At 69.0% G+C, this 18,205-nt stretch carries 14 protein-coding genes and 1 tRNA gene; 11 read left to right on the top strand and 4 right to left on the bottom strand.

Annotated features, from left to right (window positions below):
- Window positions 1-36: 36 nt before the first annotated feature.
- Complete coding sequence (locus MLE43_RS13630; RefSeq protein ID WP_243304957.1) at window positions 37-4,344, bottom strand: acyl-CoA dehydratase activase-related protein; 4,308 nt, start codon at window positions 4,342-4,344, stop codon at window positions 37-39.
- A gap of 35 nt (window positions 4,345-4,379) precedes the next feature.
- A complete protein-coding gene (locus MLE43_RS13635; protein WP_243304959.1) occupies window positions 4,380-4,982 on the bottom strand; it encodes an outer membrane beta-barrel protein in 603 nt (200 codons plus the stop codon).
- A gap of 221 nt (window positions 4,983-5,203) precedes the next feature.
- Between MLE43_RS13635 and MLE43_RS13640 the strand changes: the two genes are divergently transcribed.
- Complete coding sequence (locus MLE43_RS13640; RefSeq protein WP_243304961.1) at window positions 5,204-7,030, top strand: tetratricopeptide repeat protein; 1,827 nt, start codon at window positions 5,204-5,206, stop codon at window positions 7,028-7,030.
- Here MLE43_RS13640 and hisS read toward each other — a convergent pair.
- Window positions 7,027-8,280 carry a histidine--tRNA ligase gene (gene hisS / locus MLE43_RS13645; RefSeq protein ID WP_243304963.1) on the bottom strand — a complete coding sequence of 418 codons (1,254 nt, stop codon included), beginning with the start codon at window positions 8,278-8,280 and terminating at the stop codon, window positions 7,027-7,029. The two genes, MLE43_RS13640 and hisS, sit on opposite strands and share 4 nt — an antisense overlap.
- On the opposite strand from hisS, the gene MLE43_RS13650 reads away from it, so the two are divergent.
- The 6 genes from MLE43_RS13650 to prfA all read left to right on the top strand — a co-directional run bounded on the left by MLE43_RS13650 (window position 8,279) and on the right by prfA (window position 12,278).
- Window positions 8,279-9,064 (top strand): N-acetylmuramoyl-L-alanine amidase family protein, encoded by a 786-nt coding sequence (locus tag MLE43_RS13650; protein WP_243304965.1) that lies wholly within the window; start codon window positions 8,279-8,281, stop codon window positions 9,062-9,064. The two genes, hisS and MLE43_RS13650, sit on opposite strands and share 2 nt — an antisense overlap.
- A gap of 96 nt (window positions 9,065-9,160) precedes the next feature.
- Window positions 9,161-9,237: transfer RNA gene (locus tag MLE43_RS13655), tRNA-Arg, on the top strand.
- Between the two features lie 375 nt (window positions 9,238-9,612).
- The gene (locus MLE43_RS15015) at window positions 9,613-9,939 is read left to right on the top strand and encodes a PadR family transcriptional regulator (protein WP_243304967.1); all 327 of its coding nucleotides are present in this window, start codon (window positions 9,613-9,615) and stop codon (window positions 9,937-9,939) included.
- A gap of 13 nt (window positions 9,940-9,952) precedes the next feature.
- Window positions 9,953-10,711 (top strand): hypothetical protein, encoded by a 759-nt coding sequence (locus tag MLE43_RS13665; RefSeq protein ID WP_243304970.1) that lies wholly within the window; start codon window positions 9,953-9,955, stop codon window positions 10,709-10,711.
- A 124-nt stretch (window positions 10,712-10,835) separates the two neighbouring features.
- Window positions 10,836-11,084 carry a 50S ribosomal protein L31 gene (gene rpmE / locus MLE43_RS13670; protein WP_243304972.1) on the top strand — a complete coding sequence of 83 codons (249 nt, stop codon included), beginning with the start codon at window positions 10,836-10,838 and terminating at the stop codon, window positions 11,082-11,084.
- 120 nt (window positions 11,085-11,204) lie between these two features.
- Window positions 11,205-12,278 carry a peptide chain release factor 1 gene (gene prfA / locus MLE43_RS13675; RefSeq protein ID WP_243304973.1) on the top strand — a complete coding sequence of 358 codons (1,074 nt, stop codon included), beginning with the start codon at window positions 11,205-11,207 and terminating at the stop codon, window positions 12,276-12,278.
- A gap of 106 nt (window positions 12,279-12,384) precedes the next feature.
- Here the strand turns inward: prfA and MLE43_RS13680 are convergent, their stop codons facing one another.
- Window positions 12,385-13,227 carry a hypothetical protein gene (locus MLE43_RS13680; protein ID WP_243304975.1) on the bottom strand — a complete coding sequence of 281 codons (843 nt, stop codon included), beginning with the start codon at window positions 13,225-13,227 and terminating at the stop codon, window positions 12,385-12,387.
- Window positions 13,228-13,279: 52 nt separating this feature from the next.
- Here MLE43_RS13680 and MLE43_RS13685 point away from each other — a divergent pair, with 52 nt between their 5' ends.
- The 4 genes from MLE43_RS13685 (at window position 13,280) to dnaJ (ending at window position 18,192) form a co-directional block, all read left to right on the top strand.
- Entirely contained in the window at window positions 13,280-14,329 is a 1,050-nt protein-coding gene (locus tag MLE43_RS13685; protein ID WP_243304977.1) for an HrcA family transcriptional regulator, read from the top strand.
- 34 nt (window positions 14,330-14,363) lie between these two features.
- On the top strand, window positions 14,364-15,053 hold the full coding sequence (locus MLE43_RS13690; RefSeq protein ID WP_243304979.1) for a nucleotide exchange factor GrpE: 690 nt from the start codon (window positions 14,364-14,366) through the stop codon (window positions 15,051-15,053).
- 76 nt (window positions 15,054-15,129) lie between these two features.
- Window positions 15,130-16,992, top strand: coding sequence for a molecular chaperone DnaK (gene dnaK, locus MLE43_RS13695; protein ID WP_243304980.1), 1,863 nt, complete (start codon window positions 15,130-15,132; stop codon window positions 16,990-16,992).
- A 39-nt stretch (window positions 16,993-17,031) separates the two neighbouring features.
- On the top strand, window positions 17,032-18,192 hold the full coding sequence (gene dnaJ, locus MLE43_RS13700) for a molecular chaperone DnaJ (protein ID WP_243304982.1): 1,161 nt from the start codon (window positions 17,032-17,034) through the stop codon (window positions 18,190-18,192).
- Window positions 18,193-18,205 lie beyond the last annotated feature (13 nt).

Genomic DNA, 18,205 nt, shown 5'->3' on the forward strand with positions numbered 1-18,205 from the left:
AGGGCCGGCCGAGGGCCGACGGGGTTGCGGGGTGGTTCAGAGCGCGGAGGCGGTCCGCAGCAGACCGTCCGCGGAGGCGGAAGGGCGGTGCCGGCGGCGGAGCAGGTGCCGGCGGCGCACTTCGAAGGCGAAGGCGTCCAGGGCTTCGGGGTCCGGCGGCTCGCCGTTCAGGTTCACGGAGAGGGTGAGCAGGCCCTCCCGCTCGGAGGCATGGATGAACTGCGCATCCGCCAGCTTGGAAGGCATGCATTCCAGGGGGCCGACCAGGACGGCGGCGTCAATCTCGCCGCGGCGCCAGGCCAGGAGCGGGGCGCCGAGGGTGAGCACGGCCTCGCCCTCCAGGGCCTCGCGCAGGTAGGGGGCGGAGGCCTCCAGGACCTTGGGCAGGCTCCCGCGGCGGCGCCAGCCGAACTCGGTCTCGAGGGTACCTTCGGCCACGGCCAGGATCCGTTCCCGGACCCATCGCTCCACCAGGGCGGCCGGACCGGTCTTGGTCCCCATGACCCGCGCGGTGTACTCGGAATACTCGATGAAGTCGGTGGTGGCTTCCACATCCACCCGGAGGCCCCGGGCGGCGAGCCCGCGGGCCATCTGCCCGTTGGCGAAGGGATCGAGGCGCACGTAGATCTCCCCCGTGAGCAGGATCCGGGGCAGGTCCGCGCCGCTGTCGGCCTGCCGGAGCTCGGCAAGGGCCTGGCGGAGGAGGGCGGGGATCCCGTAGATACGGCCCGTGGCGACCTCGGACACCACCCGTGCCGCGCCGAGGTCTCCGGCGGCCGTGGCCTCGAGGTGGGCGGCGATGCGGGCGGCCCAGCGGTCCCGGATGGTGTCCGCCGCGCCGGGTGTCCGCTCGGCGGCCCGGACGTGGCAGAGGGCCCGTTCCAGCGTGCCGAAGGCCGCCATGCCGGCGAGGATGAGCGCCTTGAAGCCGGTGGGCAGGCCCCGGAAATAGTCCCCGTAGGGCGGCGACCAGATCCGCACCCGTCCCGCCTCGCCCAGACGCTTCAGGATCAGCTGGTGCAGGGTGCGGTAGGCGCCCATGCGGCAGGGGCCGAAGGCGGCCGGCAGCAGCAGGATCACGCGCTGGTCCGGATGGCGCTCCAGGTGGGCCAGGAGCCCGCCCAGCACCAGGGTCATGGGCAGGCACTCCTTTCCGGAGGTCTGCCGCCGCCCCAGCCGGAGCGCGTCCGCATCCGAAGGGGGCAGGGCCTCGGCCGGCAGTCCCAGGCCGCGCATGACCGCCGCGACCGCCGCGGCCTCGGGACCCATGGGCGGGATCAGGAGGAGGTCTCCGCTCTGGTGGATCTCCTGGAAGGTGTGGGTGCCCACGCACAGGTCTGCGGCCTCCCGGGGTTCGGCGGCGCCGACGCGGAGCCGGTCCTCGCGGACGCAGTGGAGGAAGGCCTCCACCCGCGTCTTGGTGCCGGCGTCCCCGGAGTGCCCGTCCGTTTCGATCACGGCGTACGGGCGGCCCTCCATGAGCCAGGCGAAGAAGGGGACGGTGAAGCTGTCCGGACCGCAGGCGTAGTTCGAGCAGAAGACGCTGTAGAGGCCAGGCGTCCGGCGGATCTGCCAGGCGGCCCGCAGGATGCGCTGGCTGTGCCCCCAGAACACCTCGTCGAATATGGGGGCGCCCTCGTCCACGGGCAGGCAGTCCAGCGGGAGGGCGATGGCGCCCTGCTCCCGCAGGATGGCGGGCACGTTGGAATTCAGCACCTCGTTGTGCAGGGTGTAGCTCCGGCCCAGCAGCACCACGGGCACCAGGTTCCGCTCCCGGCAGAAGGCCAGGGCCCGGCGGCCCAGGTCCTGCAGCTCCGCCTCGAAGGCCAGCTGGGCGCTGCGGGCCGCCCGCCAGGCGGAGCGCCACTCCGACGGCAGGTCCCGGCCCAGGTCCCTGGCCAGGCGCCGGCAGACACGGAGGAAGGCCGGAGAGTCGTAGGCTCCGGTACCGAAATCCACCACCGGGGACAGCACCTTGGGCGCAGCCGCTCCCAGCTGCAGGCGGAGCACGTCCGGAGCCCCCTGGGAGATGGGGCAGACCACGGCATGGGATTCCCCGCCCACCCTCGGGAGCTCGCGCATCATGGGCAGGAAGAGGTAGTCCGGTTTCGCGTCGGCCATGCCGGCGACCAGGCCGTGGTACTGCTGCATGGGCGCGCAGAACGGCACGCCCGCCTCCTCGATGCCCCGCTTCAGGGTGTCGCGTCCTGGCGTGGGCGCCACCTGCAGGTCGAAACCGAGCTCGTGGAGGAAGGTCGCGAAGAAGGGGAAGGAACCCTGGAGTTGGAACTCGCTGCTGATCCCGATGAGGGGCCGCCCGCGCCGGTCGGAAAGACGCGCGGACAGCTGTGCGACCCGCTCCTTGCGCTCCCGGAAGGGGTCGGGGGCCCGGTCCGGCAGCTTGGCCCGCCGGGTGCCCTTGTCCCACAGGGAGCAGCCCCCGCCCCAGGTGAACCGGGTGGTGGTGCCGTCCACCCGAGTGGTGAGGCGGTCGATGCGGCATTTGTTCCCGGCGCCGCCGCAGCCCTGCGTGGCGGTGCACACGAACTGGTCCTTGGCGGCCACTTCCGCCTGGAGGAAGCGGGCCCCGTCGAGATCCTCCCCTTCCTCCCAGGCCAGCTCGCGGGCGGCCAGGAGCGCGATGCCCACCGCGCCCATGAGGCCGGGCCGGGGCGGCACGATGACTTCCGAGCCAGTCTGCCGGGCCACGGCCGCGGCGAGGGCGTCGGAGGCGAAGGGCATGCCCTGGCAGAAGATCACCTGACCCACAGAGCGGCTGCCCTTCACGCGATTCAGGTAGTTCGCCACCACGGAGTCGTAGATGCCCGAGATGATGCTGGACTGGGGCATGCCCGCGGCCACGGCCTCGTCGATGACCTCGGCCATGAAGATCGAACAGTGCTGGCCCAGGGAGATGCAGTGCTCTGCGGAGAGCGCCACCTCGCCCAGCTGCGCCACGGAGTCGATCCCGGTGAAGCGGCGGCCCTGCTCCTCGATGAAGGATCCGGTGCCCGCGGAGCAGGCCTCGTTCATGGCGGCGTCCACCACTTTGCCGTCCGCGAGGCGGATGTACTTCGCGTCCTGCCCGCCGATCTCGAAGATGGTGTCCACCCTCGGATCGCACTGGAGGGCGCCGGTGGCGTGCGCGGCGATCTCGTTGAGCACGGACACGGCTTCCCGGCCGTAGCAGACGGAGAGCAGGGAACCCACGATCTCCCGGCCGGAGCCGGTCACGCCGAAGCCCCGGATGCTGAGCTCGCCCGCAGGGCCCGCCAGGAGGTCGCTCATGAGCGCCTGGGCCGCCGTCACCGGCGCCCCGTCCGTGGGCAGATAGCCATCCCAGAGCACGCGGCCGCTGAGCGGTTCCAGGGCCACGGCCTTCGAGCCCGTGGAGCCGATGTCGAAGCCCACGATCACTTCCACGGGCCCGGGCTTCACGGGGCCTGCGGCCAGAGGCTCGGAGGGCGCCAGGCGGCGGACCCGATCCAGGTGGAAGGCGAGGGGTTCCGATAGCGCCAGCGCCACCCGGTCCGGGGTGTGCAGCAGCGCTCCCAGGGTCGGCAGGGGGCCGGGGGTCTCGCCGGCCAGGACGGCGCAGCCCAGGGCCTCCAGGTAGATGCGGTCATCTTCGGAGGCATCCAGGTAGGTCATCCCGTGGGTGGCCGCATGGCGGCGGAAGTGGGCCTGGATGCGGGCGGACTTCGCCACACCGCCGGCGAGCAGCAGCCGTTCCGGACAGACCTTGGGCTTCATGAGGGCCTGCACGTTCTCCGCGATGGCGTCGAGCAGCCCGGCGAGGATGCGCTCGCGGGATTCCCCCTTGTTGGCCAGGTGGGTCATGTCCGTCTTGAGGATCACGGGGCAGCGGCCCGACAGGGGCGCGGGATCGGTCACGCCCTCCGCCAGGGCCGAGGCCTCTTCCACCGTGAGTCCGAACCGCCCCACCAGCTGCTGCAGGAAGTTCCCCGTCCCCTGCGCGCAGCGGCCGTTCTCTCGGTAGACCTCGGGGCCCTTGGCCCGGAGTTCCAGCACCGAGAACCCCCGGCTGCCGATGGAGACCACCGTGGCGGGCTCCGGCCCGTGCCGGAGCCGGAAGCCCGCGGCCAGAGCCTGGCGCCCCGGCACCCGGGGCAGCGCCACGGGGCGCCCCAGGCGGCCCGTCACCGCCGCACCTGCCACACCCTCCCAATCCCACCCGCCCAGCAGGTCCAGGAGGGCCTTGCCAGGATCCTTGCCATGGGCGATGCAGGCCCGCCGCGCCCAGGTCCAACGGCCATCCTCCCGCACCAGTTCGGCGGCTTTGAGGGTTTCCGCGCCAAGGTCGAGACCGATGAACCGTGCCATGGTGCCTCCCATCCGGGGCCTCCCGGAAGCTGTTTTCAGAAGCGGTAGATGAAGCCGGCGGCGCACCGGGTCATGCGGGCCTCGAGGATCCGGTCCGCCACGCTGGCCTCGAGCCGGAGGTCCCAGCTCTGACCGAGGCTGAAATCCAGGCCTGTGGCCAGCAGGGGCGTTCCGCCACTCCGGCCGCGGTCCCTGCCGTCCGTGACCGACGCCCAGCCGTTCTGGTGCGAGCGCGGCTCGGCGGACCAGAACATCAGGCCCGCTTGGCCATAGAGGGCCACCCGCCGGCCCAGCTGCACCCGTGCGGTCCCCGTGAACGAGAGCCCATGGACCTCCCGTTCCCAGTCGATGGTGCCGTAGGCATCGGTGCTGCTGCCCGCGGGATAGCGGCCGAGGAAATGGAACCCCAGTTCCGCGCCCCAGGTGGGGCCGAAGGTCGCCCCGGTGAGGAGGCCCAGCGTGCCGCGGTCCAGCGGGGTCAGACCGGCCTGGCCGGTACGGGCCACCTCGGTGTGCTGCGAGCCCACCGTGAATCCCACATAGAGGCGAGCGGAGGAGGGGAACGCCTCCTGAGCGCCAAGACTGAGACTGCAGAGCAGAATGAAGAGGCTCGATCCATGCGACCGGATCACGGACATGACGGTCTCCAGAGGTGGGCCAGGTGCGCTGGAGAAGGTGAGCCCATCCAGGGGGTGGAGGCCAGCGGCAAGGCACGCATGTCGTCCTTTGTCGTGCCCTCGATCCGCTTCTTTCAAGTTCCCTTCGCGGCCCATGGATGTTTGGTATAATTTCGGGTCATTCCACCATCAGCTCGATCATTCGGTCCTGGGTGCAGGCTGGCCTTTCAGCCGGGGGGACAATGGCACAAGAGGTCCTGGAGGCGCGCCTCGAATCCTGGAAGGAGATCGCGGCCTATCTGGACCGGGACGTCAGGACCGTGCAGCGCTGGGAGAAGCTGGAGGGCCTCCCGGTTCACCGGCACCTGCATGACAAGCAGGGCAGTGTGTTCGCGCTGCGTTCCGAGGTGGACGTCTGGCTGGATGGGCGCCGCCTGCCGCCGGCCAACGGGAACGGCCCCGAGGTGGAAGTGGGGCTGCCCGGACCCGGGCTGGCCCTGGAGGAACCTGCGGGGCTGGAGGCTGTCCCCGAAGAGAGGGCCGCGGCCGAACCATCGGTGCCCGTGCCCCCGGCGCTGCGAGGGCGCTCGTCCGCCGGGCCGCTGGCGCTCTGGTCCCTGCTCGCCGTTCTGCTCGCGGGCGGAACCTGGATGGTGGCCCACCGGGTGGTCCGTTCCCGCCCGGGCCCGGCCCTGGCGGTGCTGCCCTTCGTCAACCTCGGAGAGGAGAAGAACCAGGAGTTCTTCAGCGATGGTTTCACCGAGGAGCTGATCACGCAGCTCGGGCAGCAGCAGGGCGAGGGGGCCCGGGTGGTGGCGCTGCGGTCGGCCCTCGGGTACCGGAATACCCCGAAGCGCCCTCGCCAGATCGCCCGGGAACTGGGGGTGGACTACCTGCTGCAGGGATCGGTCCGGCGCGCCGGGGACCGGGTGCGCGTCACGGCCCACCTGGTGCGGGGCGATGACGAGACCTATGTCTGGGACCACAGCTATGACCGCGATGTCCGCGATGTCCTCGTGCTGCAGCGAGAAGTGGCGGATGCCATCGCCGGGGGCATCAACCTCCGGCTGGATCCCGGCCGCACCCATCCCCGGGCCGTGAAGCCGGAAGCCTACGCGGCCTACCTGAAGGGGCGTTTCTTCTGGAACCGGCGCACGCCGCAGGACCTCTACCGGGCCCTGGAGCAGTTCCAGGTGGCGGTCCGGCTGGATCCGACCTTTGCGCCCACCCACGTGGGGATCGCGGATTGCTATGCCCTGCTGGGTTCCGCCGAAATGGGCGCCATGGCCCCGAAGGAGGCCATGCCCCTGGCCAAGCAGGCGGTGATGGCGGCGCTGACACTGGATCCGTCCCTGGCCGAGGCCCACGCCTCCCTTGGCCACATCCGCCTCATCTACGACTGGGACTGGGAGGGCGCCGAGGCCTCCTTCCGGCGGGCCATCGAGCTGAATCCCGGCTACGCCACGGCGCACCAGTGGTACGCCCTCTACCTGAACGCCCGGGGGCGCAGCGAGGATGCCCTGGAGGAGCTGGGGAAGGCCGAACAGCTGGATCCCCTGTCCCCGGCGGTGAAGTCCGCCCTGGCCGAGGCGCACTACTTCGCCCGCCGTTACGGCGAGGCCGCCGCCGCCTCCCAGAAGGCCCTGGAGCTGGATCCCCATTTCATCCTCGGTTACCTGAACCTGGGGCGGGCCCTGGAGATGCAGGGGCGCTACGACGAGGCCATCACGGCCCTGCACCAGGGGTGGGAACTCTCGGGGCGCGCGCCGGGGATGACCCTCTTCCTCGGGCATGCCTACGCCGCGAAAGGCGACCGCCGGAGGGCGGAGGAGATGCTCGACCTGCTCCGGCACCCGCCCGACTTCGGGGGCAGACCCCTCTATGTGCCTGCGCTGTTCCTGGCGGGGATCCAGGGTGGGCTGGGCGATCGCGAAGGGGAACTCCAGAGCCTGCGCAGGGCCCTGGACGAGCGCTGCGAATACCTGATCTACCTGGAGCGGGAGCCCATGGCCGACCCCATCCGAAAGGATCCGCGGTTCAAGGCCCTGCTCAAGGCGGTCCGTTCCTAGGATGCTGCCGGCTTCAGCCGGGCAGCCAATTCACTCAAGGGCCAGCTCTCCTGCTCGCCCGTGGCCATGTGCCGGGCGGTGATGGTGCCGCCGTCCAGTTCGCCATCGCCGAGGATGAGCACGGTCTGGACGCCGGTGCGGTTGGCCGTGGCCATGGCCTTCTTGAGGGCCCCGCCCCGGGTCTCCAGCTGCACCGCCACGCCCACGTCCCAGAGGCCGCGCGCGAGTTTGAAGGCCTCGGTGGCGGCCCGCTCGCCCAGGGGGATGAGCAGGGCCGGAGCGACATGGGGCGCCTCGCCCCGCACCTGCTGCAGGACCATGGCCAGGCGGTCCAGGCCGATGGCCCAGCCGAAGGCCGGCACCTCGGGTCCGCCCAGCTGCTTGACCAGGCCGTCATAGCGCCCGCCGCCCAGCAGGGCGCTCTGGGCGCCGAGGTCGGAACTGAGCAGCTCGAAGGCGGTGCGGGTGTAGTAGTCCAGGCCGCGCACCAGCCGGGGGTTCTCCTCGAAGGGGATGGCCAGCTCCGTCAGCAGGGCCTTGAGGCGCGCATGGTGCTTCGCCGAGGCCTCGTCCAGGTAGTCGGTGATGACGGGATGCCCTTCCAAGGCCGCTTGGCAGCTTTCATTTTTGCAGTCCAAGACGCGCAGCGGATTGGACTCGATGCGCCGATGACAGTCGGAGCAGAAACGGTCCTGGCGCTCCGCGAAGAAGGCCCGGAAGGCCTCGTAGAAGGCGGGGCGCGACTCGGGCGTGCCCACGCTGTTGATGGAGAAGACCATCTGCTTGAGGCCCAGTTCCTTCAGGAAGCTGTGGAGCATGAGGAGGCTCTCGGCCTCGCTTTCGGGGCTTGCCACGCCGAAGCTCTCGGCCCCGATCTGCCAGAACTGGCGGTAGCGGCCCGTCTGCATGCGCTCGTAGCGGAACTGCTGGCCGATGTAATAGAGCAGCACCGGATCGCTGGAGGCCAGCAGCTTGTGCTGGATGGCGGCCCGCACCACGCCTGCGGTGTTTTCGGGGCGCATCACCACCTGGCGGCCCCCCTTGTCCGTGAACTCGTACATCTCCTTGTTCACGATGTCGGAGCTTTCGCCCACACTGCGCTTGAAGACGTCCAGTTCTTCCAGGATGGGGGTGCGGATCTCGCCGTAGCCGTGGCGGCCGAACACGCGGCGGGCGGTTTCTTCGATATGCTGGAACCAACGCAGCTCCGCCCCGAACAGATCCCGCATGCCTTTCACCGATTGGGCCATGATCCGACTCCTGAGCCTTCCGCTCACCTTCAGCCTACTGTCTTGGGCCCAGACTCCCAAACCCACCGGTCCCCCGGTCCACCCGCCGCGCCTGAAGGTCATGGTCGACCCCGGCCACGGCGGGGATGACGGTGGCGCCAAAGGTCCCAAGGGCCTGAAGGAGAAGGCCGCCGCCCTGGAGATCGGCCAGGCCGTGGCCGCCAAGCTGGAAGCCGCCGGGTTCGAGGCGGTCTTCACCCGGGATGACGACACCTTCATCCCCCTCTGGGACCGGGCCCGGGCTGCCAATGCCCAGGGGGCCGACCTCTTCATCAGCCTCCACCTGAACGCCGCCCGGACGCGCGCCGCCCGGGGATCCGAGGTCTACTTCCTGAGCCTGGGCAAGGGGGACGACGACGAGGTGGTGGCCGCCGAGAACGCCGGCGCCGGGGCCGCCCCGGCCAGCGCCGACAGCGTGGTGGCGAGCATCCTCGACGACCTGGCGCAGAAGGCCTTCCTCCAGGATTCCGAGCGTCTGGCGGTGGCGATCCAGGGCCAGCTGAACCGGCTGGCGGGCATCAAGGAACGGGGTGTCAAGCAGGCCCCCTTCATCGTCCTGCGGGGCGCGGCCATGCCCGCCGTCCTCGTGGAGGTGGCCTTCATCTCCAACCCCAAGGAGGAGGCCAAGCTCAAGGACGCCGCCTTCCGCGCGAAAGTGGCCGACGCCATCACCCGCGGTGTCCGCCGCTACTTCGCCGAGGCCAACGGCAGCGTGCGGCGGAGAACCGTGGCCGGGCCAAGCTGAGGGGGCCTTGGCCTCCGAAGCCAAAGGCCGCCCGCCGCAGGTTCGGCGCGTCAACCTTGAATGAAAAGCCGATCGAAGCCATGATGAGAGGTCGTAGTACCCGTAGCTCAGTTGGATAGAGCGTTGGCCTCCGAAGCCAAAGGTCGCTGGTTCGATTCCAGTCGGGTGCACCAACAAAGCCAGGGGGGCCAGCGGCCCCCCTGGCTTTGTGGATGGTTTCTGGGATCGAACCAGCGAGTGGGATCGCGGAGACAGCCCAGTGGGCTGTCGGAAGCGAGACCGGGGATGGCGCAGCCAGACCAGTTCGATTTCCGATCGGGCTAGCCCCCCTCTGCTTTGTTCCGGCCCCCTGGCTTCCAGCCGGCGAGTGGGGATCGCCCAGGTTTTTCCGGGTCGCGGCGGGGCCCTCCGCTGGGCGCCACGGGGTGGCGGTCAGACCAGACTCCCTGTGCTCCGATTCCCTTGAGTCAAAAGGATTTTTCAAGCCCCCGGCCTTGACGGCCATCAATTTGCGAGGCACAATAAGCCTGCCTAACCCGGAGGACCCTGTGGATCGTGAACTGCTGAAGGGCAGCACTCCCCTGCTGCTGCTGTCGCTGCTCTGCGAGGGGCCCATGTACGGCTACCAGATCATCGAGACGGTCCGCCAGCGTACCGGTGGCACGTACACCTTGAAGGAGGGGGCCCTCTACCCGGCCCTCCACAAGCTGGAAGCCACGGAATTCATCGCCTCCTACTGGGAAACCCAGGAGAACGGCCGGGAGCGCCGCTACTACGCCATCCAGCCCGCCGGGCAGGCCTTTTTGACCGCGAAGAAGAAGGAGTGGAACCAGTTCGTGGACATGGTCCAGGCCTTCGTCGGGCCCAGGGCCTGAGGATTTTCCGTCCATGTCCCGGGCCCTCGACGGCTACCTCTCCCAAGTGGCTGCCGGCCTGGGGGGCGTGTCCCGACGGCGGAGGTTCATGCTGCTGCGGGAACTGGAGGCCCACCTTCTGGATGAGGCTGACGCCAGGGGACTAGAGGGCGAGTCCGCCATGGCGGCCCTGCTTGCGGAAAAGGAACGCCCGGGCCGGCTGGCGCAAGAGCTGGCCGCAGGGGAGGGGCAGGATGCCAACCACCGTGGCGGCACGGCCCTGGCCGCTGGCATGATCATCGGCGTGGCCACGGGGAGCCACATGTGGTTCGAAGGCTGGCGCTGGTATATCTGCGTGGCTTTTGCGGCGGCCCAGGGCCTGGCCGTGGGGGCCGGCTACTTCTGGGCCCGGCGGCACTGGCTGCGGCTGGACCCCTGGGCGAGGACGGTCGTGGCCGTCCTGCTCACCTCCCTGCTGTCCATTCCCCTCGGATTCACCACCGCCCATGGGTTCAAGCCGACCCGGCTGTTCTACGGGGCCTACACCGGCTTCCTCCTGGAACGCCACAGCCAGGAGCGCCCTCTCTGGCAGACCCTCCTCGAGCCGGTCCTCTTCACGGCCTTCATGTTCGCCGTCGAGACCGGCTTCCTGGGCCGGATCCGCTTCCAGTGGTGGCAGGTGCCCCTGGAGCTGAGCTTCAACGCCACCCTGCTGGTCAGCGTGATGCTGGCGTTGAAGCTGCGCCGCGTTCTGGCCGAGCGCTGGGTGCTGATGCCCCAGGAACAGGGGTGAGGCTCTCCCGGGGAATCCCCCTTGAGGAACAGGGGCTTTGGCGATAAGCTATTCGTCTTGCGTGGACAAGCCGCGTGCGTACACCCCGCCCATGGGGGCATCCGGTCGGTCCCAGGAGGAAGAGATGAAGGAAAAGATCCACCCCGAGTTGCATGACGTGAAGGTGCACTGCGCCTGCGGCAACGAGTTCATGACGCGCTCCACCAAGAAGGAGCTGCGCGTGGAAATCTGCTCCAACTGCCACCCGTTCTTCACGGGCAAACAGCGCCTGATGGACACCGAAGGCCGCGTGGAGAAGTTCAACAAGAAGTATGCGAAGAAGGAAGTCCCCGCTGCGGCCCCCGAGGCCGCTGCCGAGACCACCGAAGCCTAGCTGTGTCATTCCGAGGGACGGGCCGAGCATTCGGCCCGTCCTTTTTGTTTGGCTGGTCGGCCGGTGATCGCCTCTTCCGGCCATCCGATGCTCCGACCATCTGATCATCCCGGAGGTTCCATGCTCGACCAACTCGAAGCCGTCGAAGCCCGCTTCCAGGAAGTGGAGGCGCAGCTGCAGGATCCGGCTGTGGTGTCGGATCCCAAGCGCCTGCGTGAGCTGACCAAGCTCCGGGCCGAACTCGAGCCTGTGGTGCTGGCCTTCCAGGCTCAGCGCACGCGCCTGAAACAGCTGGAGGAGGCCGAGTCCATCCTGGGCGACAAGACCATGGATCCGGAACTCCGCGAGATGGCGGAAATGGAGATTCCCGACCTCAAGAAGGCCATCGCCGAGGGCGAGGCCGAGATCAAGCACCTGCTCATCCCCAAGGATCCGGCCGATGAGAAGAACGTGATCCTCGAAGTCCGCGCCGGTACTGGTGGAGAGGAGGCGGCGCTGTTCGCGGCGGAGTTGTTCCGCATGTACATCCGCTTCGCAGAGCGCCGGGGCTTCAAGGTGTCCGTGCTGGACGAAAGCGACGCGGATGCGGGAGGGCTCAAGGAGGCCACCGCCGAGATCCAGGGCGATGGCGCCTACAGCCTCTTCCGTTTCGAGAGTGGCGTCCACCGGGTCCAGCGCGTGCCCAAGACCGAGACCCAGGGCCGCATCCACACCTCCGCGGCGACGGTGGCGGTCATGCCCGAGGCCGAGGAGGTGGACATCGAGATCCACCCGAAGGACCTGCGCATCGACACCTTCTGCTCCGGCGGCAAGGGCGGCCAGAGCGTGAACACCACCTATTCCGCCGTGCGCCTCACCCACCTGCCCACGAACACCGTGGTGAGCTGCCAGGACGAGCGGAGCCAGATCAAGAACATGGCCAAGGCCATGACCGTGCTGCGCAGCCGGCTGCTCCAGAAGGCCCAGGACGAAGCCGACGCGGCCCACTCGGCGCTGCGCAAGTCCCAGGTGGGCAGCGGTGACCGCAGCGAGAAGATCCGCACCTACAACTTCCCCCAGGGCCGCGTCACCGATCACCGGGTGGGGGTGACCATCCACCAGATCGACAGCTTCATGAGCGGGCAGATCGAACCAATCATCGAACCGCTGAGGGCAGCGTTCGAGGCCGAGCGGCTGCAGGCGTTGGAAGCGTGAGGCGGGCTGTCAGCCATCAGCTGTCAGCTCTCGGTAAAAGCAAAGAAGCGGGAGGCACGCCTCCCGCTTCTTTTTTGTCTGACAGCTGATAGCTGACAGCCAAACGCTACTTCTTCAGCGTCACCCGCTCGGGGCTGGTCAGGCTGAAGGCCACGGGCTTGTTGGCGGGGATGCGGATGACGGTGTCGGCGGTGCCGGCGGCCACCGCGGTGCCGGCGGCGGCGCCAAGGGCCGCGCCGCCGAGGGCGTGGTCACCCTGGTTCTTCTTGTCGGACAGGAGGCCGACCAGCGCGCCAAGGGCCGCGCCGCCGCCGATGTACTTGGCGTTGCGCTCGCCCCTGGCCGTCGCCACCACCACGTGGGTATCCGTGTCGATGCCGACGCCGGCGATCTCGGTGAGCCGGATGCCCAGGGCCCCCTTGCCGTTGCTCAGGCGGCCCGCGGCGGCGCTCTGGGTCACCACGCCCCGGGCGGAGCTGCCGGCGCTCCACACCAGCTTCCCGTCCACGACGACATCGCTGGCGAGGGAGCCTTCCCAGGCATCACCGGCCTGATCCTTGTCGGTGGCCAGGTCGCGGGTCAGGGCGATCTCCAGCTTGGTGCCGGTGGGCACCTCCACCACCACGGGCTTGGGGGCCTCCTTGGCGACGGGGGCGGCGGCCAGGACGGCGGCTTCCTGCTTCTTGGCCTCGGCCCGCTTCTTCGCGTCGGCCACCTGGCGCTCCAGGGCCTTCACCTGGGACTTGGTGACCTGCTTGACGGTCTCGGCGTCCTCACCGGTGACCTTGCCGGACTTGGCTTCGGCCAGCTGCTGTTCGAGTTGGGCAACTTTGGCCTCCGCGGCCTTCGCGGCCTCGTCGGCCTGGATGGCAGCCTCGCTCTTGCGGTTGCACGCAAAGCTCAGGATGAGCGCTGCGGCGAGGGAAAGGCGGGTCAGGGCGGTGCGCATGGGACCTCCGGATCGGGGGTATATAGTATGACAGTCCGGCAAAGTTCACCCCATGGCCACTCCCAACCTCAATCCCCGCGGCGAGTCCGTGCTCCGCACCCTCATCGAGGCCTACCTCGAGGCGGGGGAGCCGGTGGGGTCGCGCCTGCTGGCCAAGCGGTTCCCAGAGCCCCTTTCCAGCGCCACGATCCGGAACGTGCTGTCGGACCTGGAGGACGAGTCCATGGTGGCCCAGCCGCATACCTCTGCGGGGCGCGTGCCGACGGAGCGGGCCTACCGCTACTACGTGGACCGCTGGCTGAAGGCGCAAGCTCCGGATCCCGAGCTGGAGGGCCGCCTTTCCGCAGCCCTGGAGGGCCTGGATCTGGACCCTGAATCCTGGGCGCGCCATGCCAGCCGGACGCTGGCCGAGGTGATGGGCGGAGTTTGCGTCGCCCTGCCTCTGCCCCTGACGCAGAGCCGCCTGGTGCGCCTGGAATTCGTGCCGGTCGGTCCCGGCCGTCTCGTGGCGATCTGGGTGGGGAGCCTGGGCGAGGTGGACCACCGCCTCATGGACAACCCCTGGAACTATGCCGACACCGTCCTCACGGAGCTGGGGAACTATGCCACAGCCCAGTTCGCGGGCCTCACCCTGGCGGACATGCGGACCCGCCTCCTGGATGCCCTCAGGGCCGGAGCCGAGGAGGGCGAGACCCTGCGGACCCGGCTTCAGGAGCTGGCCTCCCGCTGGCCCGAGGACGGGCCGGCCGGGGACCCCCCGGTGCTGGTCTCCGGCCTGGGTCGACTGGGTGGGCTCCCCGAGTTCGAGGATGTGGCCCGGTTCCGGGGCCTGGTGGCGGCCTTCGAGGAACGCGGCCGCCTGGCCCGCCTGCTCAACGCCTTTGCGGATCGCGCCTCGCAGGACATCCAGCTGCTGCTGGGTTCGGAGAACCCCTACCTGGACGGCTGGCCCCTGGCCACGGCGGTCCGCACCGTGGGACTCGGCCCCGCCGGCTACGTGACTTTCGCCCTGGTGGGACCGCTCCGCATGGACTACGGCCGGGTGATGGGCGGCCTGCGCTGGTGGTCCCGGCAGATCCAGCGGCGCCAGGGCGGTTCCTGACGGCCTGGGGCCCGGACTTGCGTATACTGCTGCGATGACCACCGGTACCCCCCGCGAGCCCCATGACAAGCCCGCTCCGCCTTCCGGAGAACCCGAGGACGTGGTGGACCTCAGCCTGGATGATGCCCTGGAGGGGGACCTCCAGTCCGTCGCCGACGAAGTGGCTTCGGTGTACCCGGCCACAGCGGGTGATGAAGCCGATCCCACGGACCTGGGGGAACCCCGGGTGGACCTGGAATCGGCCCTCACCGAGGCCGAGAAGCAGATGGAGGAGATGCTCCATCGTGAGGCGGAGCTGATGGATCAGCACCGGCGCCTCGCTGCGGACTTCAACAACTTCCGTAACCGGGCCCAGCGGGATATCGCCATGGCCGTGGAGCAGGCCGAGCGCAAGATCCTCCTCGAGATGCTGCCCGTGCTCGACAACTTCGAGCGGGGCCTCAGCGCCTCCTACCAGGACGTCGAGTCCTTCCGCGCCGGTGTGGAACTGATCCAGAAACAGTTCCTGGAAGCGCTCCGCCGCATGAACGTCGAAGCCATGCCCCTCAAGATCGGCGATGCCTTCGATGCCCTGCACGCCGAGGCGCTCACCACCTTCAGTGATCCGAACCTTCCAGACGGAGCCGTGGCTGCGGTCTACGAGCGCGGCTACAGCCTCAAGGGACAGCTCCTCCGCCCGGCCCGGGTCGTAGTGAACCGGCTCCAGGAGCCGGGAAAGTCCTAACCAGGTGCAGCGCCAGCAGTGGATGACACTGCGAATTCCTTTTATCATCGAGCCGCGATCCCCCGGAGTTCCACCCATGGCAGGCAAACTGATCGGCATTGACCTGGGAACGACGAACAGTTGCGTCTGCGTGATGGAAAGCGGGGACTCGCGGGTGATCCCCAACCGGGAGGGAAGCCGCACCACGCCTTCGGTGGTGGCCTTCACGGACAAGGGCGACGTCCTGGTGGGGCACATCGCCAAGCGCCAGGCCGTCACGAATCCCCAGCGCACCTTGTTCGCCGTGAAGCGGCTCATTGGGCAGCGGTTCAGCGCCCCCAAGGTCCAGGAGGCCGTGGGCCGCCTCCCCTTCCCGGTGGTGGCTGCGCCCAACGGGGACGCCTGGCTGCGCGTGGGCGAGCGGGACTATGCACCGCCCGAAGTGACGGCCATCGTCCTCCGTTCCCTGAAGCAGGCCGCCGAGGCCTTCCTCCACGAGGACGTGACCGACGCCGTGATCACGGTGCCCGCCTACTTCGATGATGCCCAGCGCCAGGCCACCAAGGACGCCGGCAAGATCGCCGGCCTCAACGTGCAGCGCATCATCAACGAGCCCACGGCAGCGGCTCTCGCCTACGGCTTCAACAAGAAGGGCCTCAAGCAGATCCTGGCCATCTACGACTTCGGCGGCGGCACCTTCGACTTCACCCTGATGGAAATGAATGATGGCGTCTTCGAGGTGCTGGCCACCAGCGGCGACACCTTCCTCGGCGGCGAGGACATCGACCTGGCCATCCAGAACTGGCTGGTGGAGCAGTTCCGCGAGAAGACCGGCATCGACCTCTCTTCGGACCGCATGGCCCTGCAGCGGCTCAAGGAGGCCAGCGAGAAGGCCAAGTGTGAGTTGTCCACCCTGGATCGCGTCGAGATCCGCCTGCCATTCATCGCGCAGGCCCCGGGCGGTCCGCAGCACCTGGAGGCCACCCTCACCCGGGCCCAGCTGGAAGGGATGGCCCAGGGGCTGGTGGAGCAGACCCTGATCCCCATCAAGGACGCGCTGGAGCAGGGCGGGAAGACGCCGAAGCAGATCGATGAAGTGATCCTGGTGGGTGGCCAGACGCGCATGCCGATGGTGCAGCGGCTGGTGCGCGACTTCTTCGGGAAGGAACCCAACCGGAGCATCAACCCCGACGAGGTGGTGGCCACCGGCGCCTCCATCCAGGGCGCCGTCCTCAAGGGCGACATCAAGGACCTGGTGCTGCTGGACGTGACGCCGCTGTCGCTGGGCATCGAGACGCAGGGCGGCGGCTTCGTGAAGATCATCCAGCGCAACGCCACCATCCCCACCCGGGACGCCCGGACCTTCACCACGGTGACGGACAACCAGAACCGGGTGGAGATCCACGTGCTCCAGGGCGAGCGGGAGCTGGCCGAGCACAACAAGAGCCTGGGTCGCTTCGACCTCATCAACCTGCCGCCCCTGCCCAAGGGCGTGCCGCAGATCGAAGTGGCCTTCGACATCGACTCCAACGGCATCGTCAAGGTGTCCGCTCGGGATCTCATGACCGGCCTGGAACAGGGCCTGAGCATCCGGCCCAGCTCGGGCCTCTCGGAGCTGGAGATCCAGCGCATGATCCGCGAGGCCTTGGCCAACGCCGAGACGGACGTGAAGAAGCGGGACGCGCTGAAATACCTCGCCTCTGCGGAGGGGCTGATCTTCTCCTGCGACAAGAGCTTCGCCGAATGCGGCAAGTACCTGCAGGAGAGCCAGCAGGCCATGATCCGGGACGTGCTCACCCGGGCTCGGCAGGCCGTGGCCGCCCAGGATCCTGCCGCGCTCCGGGCCTGCGAAGGCCAGCTGCTGGAAGCCCAGAACCTGCTGACCGATGCCGTCCTCGCCGCCAGCGAGGCCATGATGGCGTCCCTGGACCGCGAGGATGAGGGCGCGGGGCCCAACTAGGCCCGGGCTATCGGCTATCCTGGAATCCAGGATGGGTGCATGAAGCGCGACTACTACGAAGTGCTCGGCGTCTCCAAGGAGGCCGGGGCGGACGAACTGAAGAAGGCCTACCGCAAGCTGGCCATGGAATTACATCCCGACCGCAACCCCGGGAACAAGGAGGCGGAGGAGAAATTCAAGGAGGCTGCGGAAGCCTACAGCGTGCTGTCGGACCCCGAGAAGCGGAAGGCCTACGATCAGTACGGCCACGCCGGCCTGGGCGGAGCCGGCGGCGGGCAGCAGTTCCAGTTCGACCCCAACCAGTTTGCGGACTTCGAGGACATCCTCGGCAGCTTCTTCGGCGGCGGGCTCTTCGGGGACCTCTTCGGGGGTGGCGGCCGGCGCCGGTCCAGTGGTGAGGAACGCGGCTCGGACCTGCAATACAACCTGAAGCTGAGTTTCCGGGATGCGATCTTCGGCAAGGACAGCGTGGAGCTCAGCATCCCGCGCCTCGAGGCCTGCGGCACCTGCCACGGCTCCGGCTGCGAGGCCGGCTCCCGTCCGGAGACCTGTCCCCAGTGCCGCGGTGCGGGCCAGGTGGCCATGCGGCAGGGGTTCTTCCAGATGCTCACGCCCTGTCCCCGCTGCGAGGGCAAGGGCCGAATCATCCCCAAGCCTTGCCGCGAATGCCGGGGCGAGGGCCGCGTCCACCGCAAGTCCAAGGTGAGCTTCAAGGTGCCGGCCGGCGTGGACCGGGGCACCCGGCTGCGCCTCCAGAACCAGGGCGAGGCCGGCCGGTTCGGCGGCCGGACCGGTGATCTCTACGTGGTGTTCGACGTGGAGCCGGATCCACGGTACGAACGCGATGGCTTCGACCTCCATCAGCGCCTGGAGGTCTCCTGGCCCCTGCTGGTGACCGGCGGTGCGCTGGAGGTGGAGACGCCGTACGGTGCCGACAAGGTGAAGCTCGCCCCCGGCACCCCTGCGGACCATGTCGTGAAGCTGGTGAACGCCGGCATCCCCCGCCTGCAGGGCAGTGGCCGCGGCGACCTCTTCCTGCACCTGCGCGCGGCCGTCCCCACCTCCATCACGGCCGAGCAGCGCCAGCTCCTCGACCAGCTCCGCCGCAGCCTCGACGGCGAGCGCGCCGGGGACGAGGAAGCGGGCTTCCTCTCCAAGGTGTTCGGGTCCGAGAAGGGCGGGAAGAAGAAGCGGAAGTAGGCATCCAGTCCGG

The sequence above is a fragment of the Geothrix oryzisoli genome (genome assembly GCF_022808865.1).
Classification (GTDB): domain Bacteria; phylum Acidobacteriota; class Holophagae; order Holophagales; family Holophagaceae; genus Geothrix; species Geothrix oryzisoli.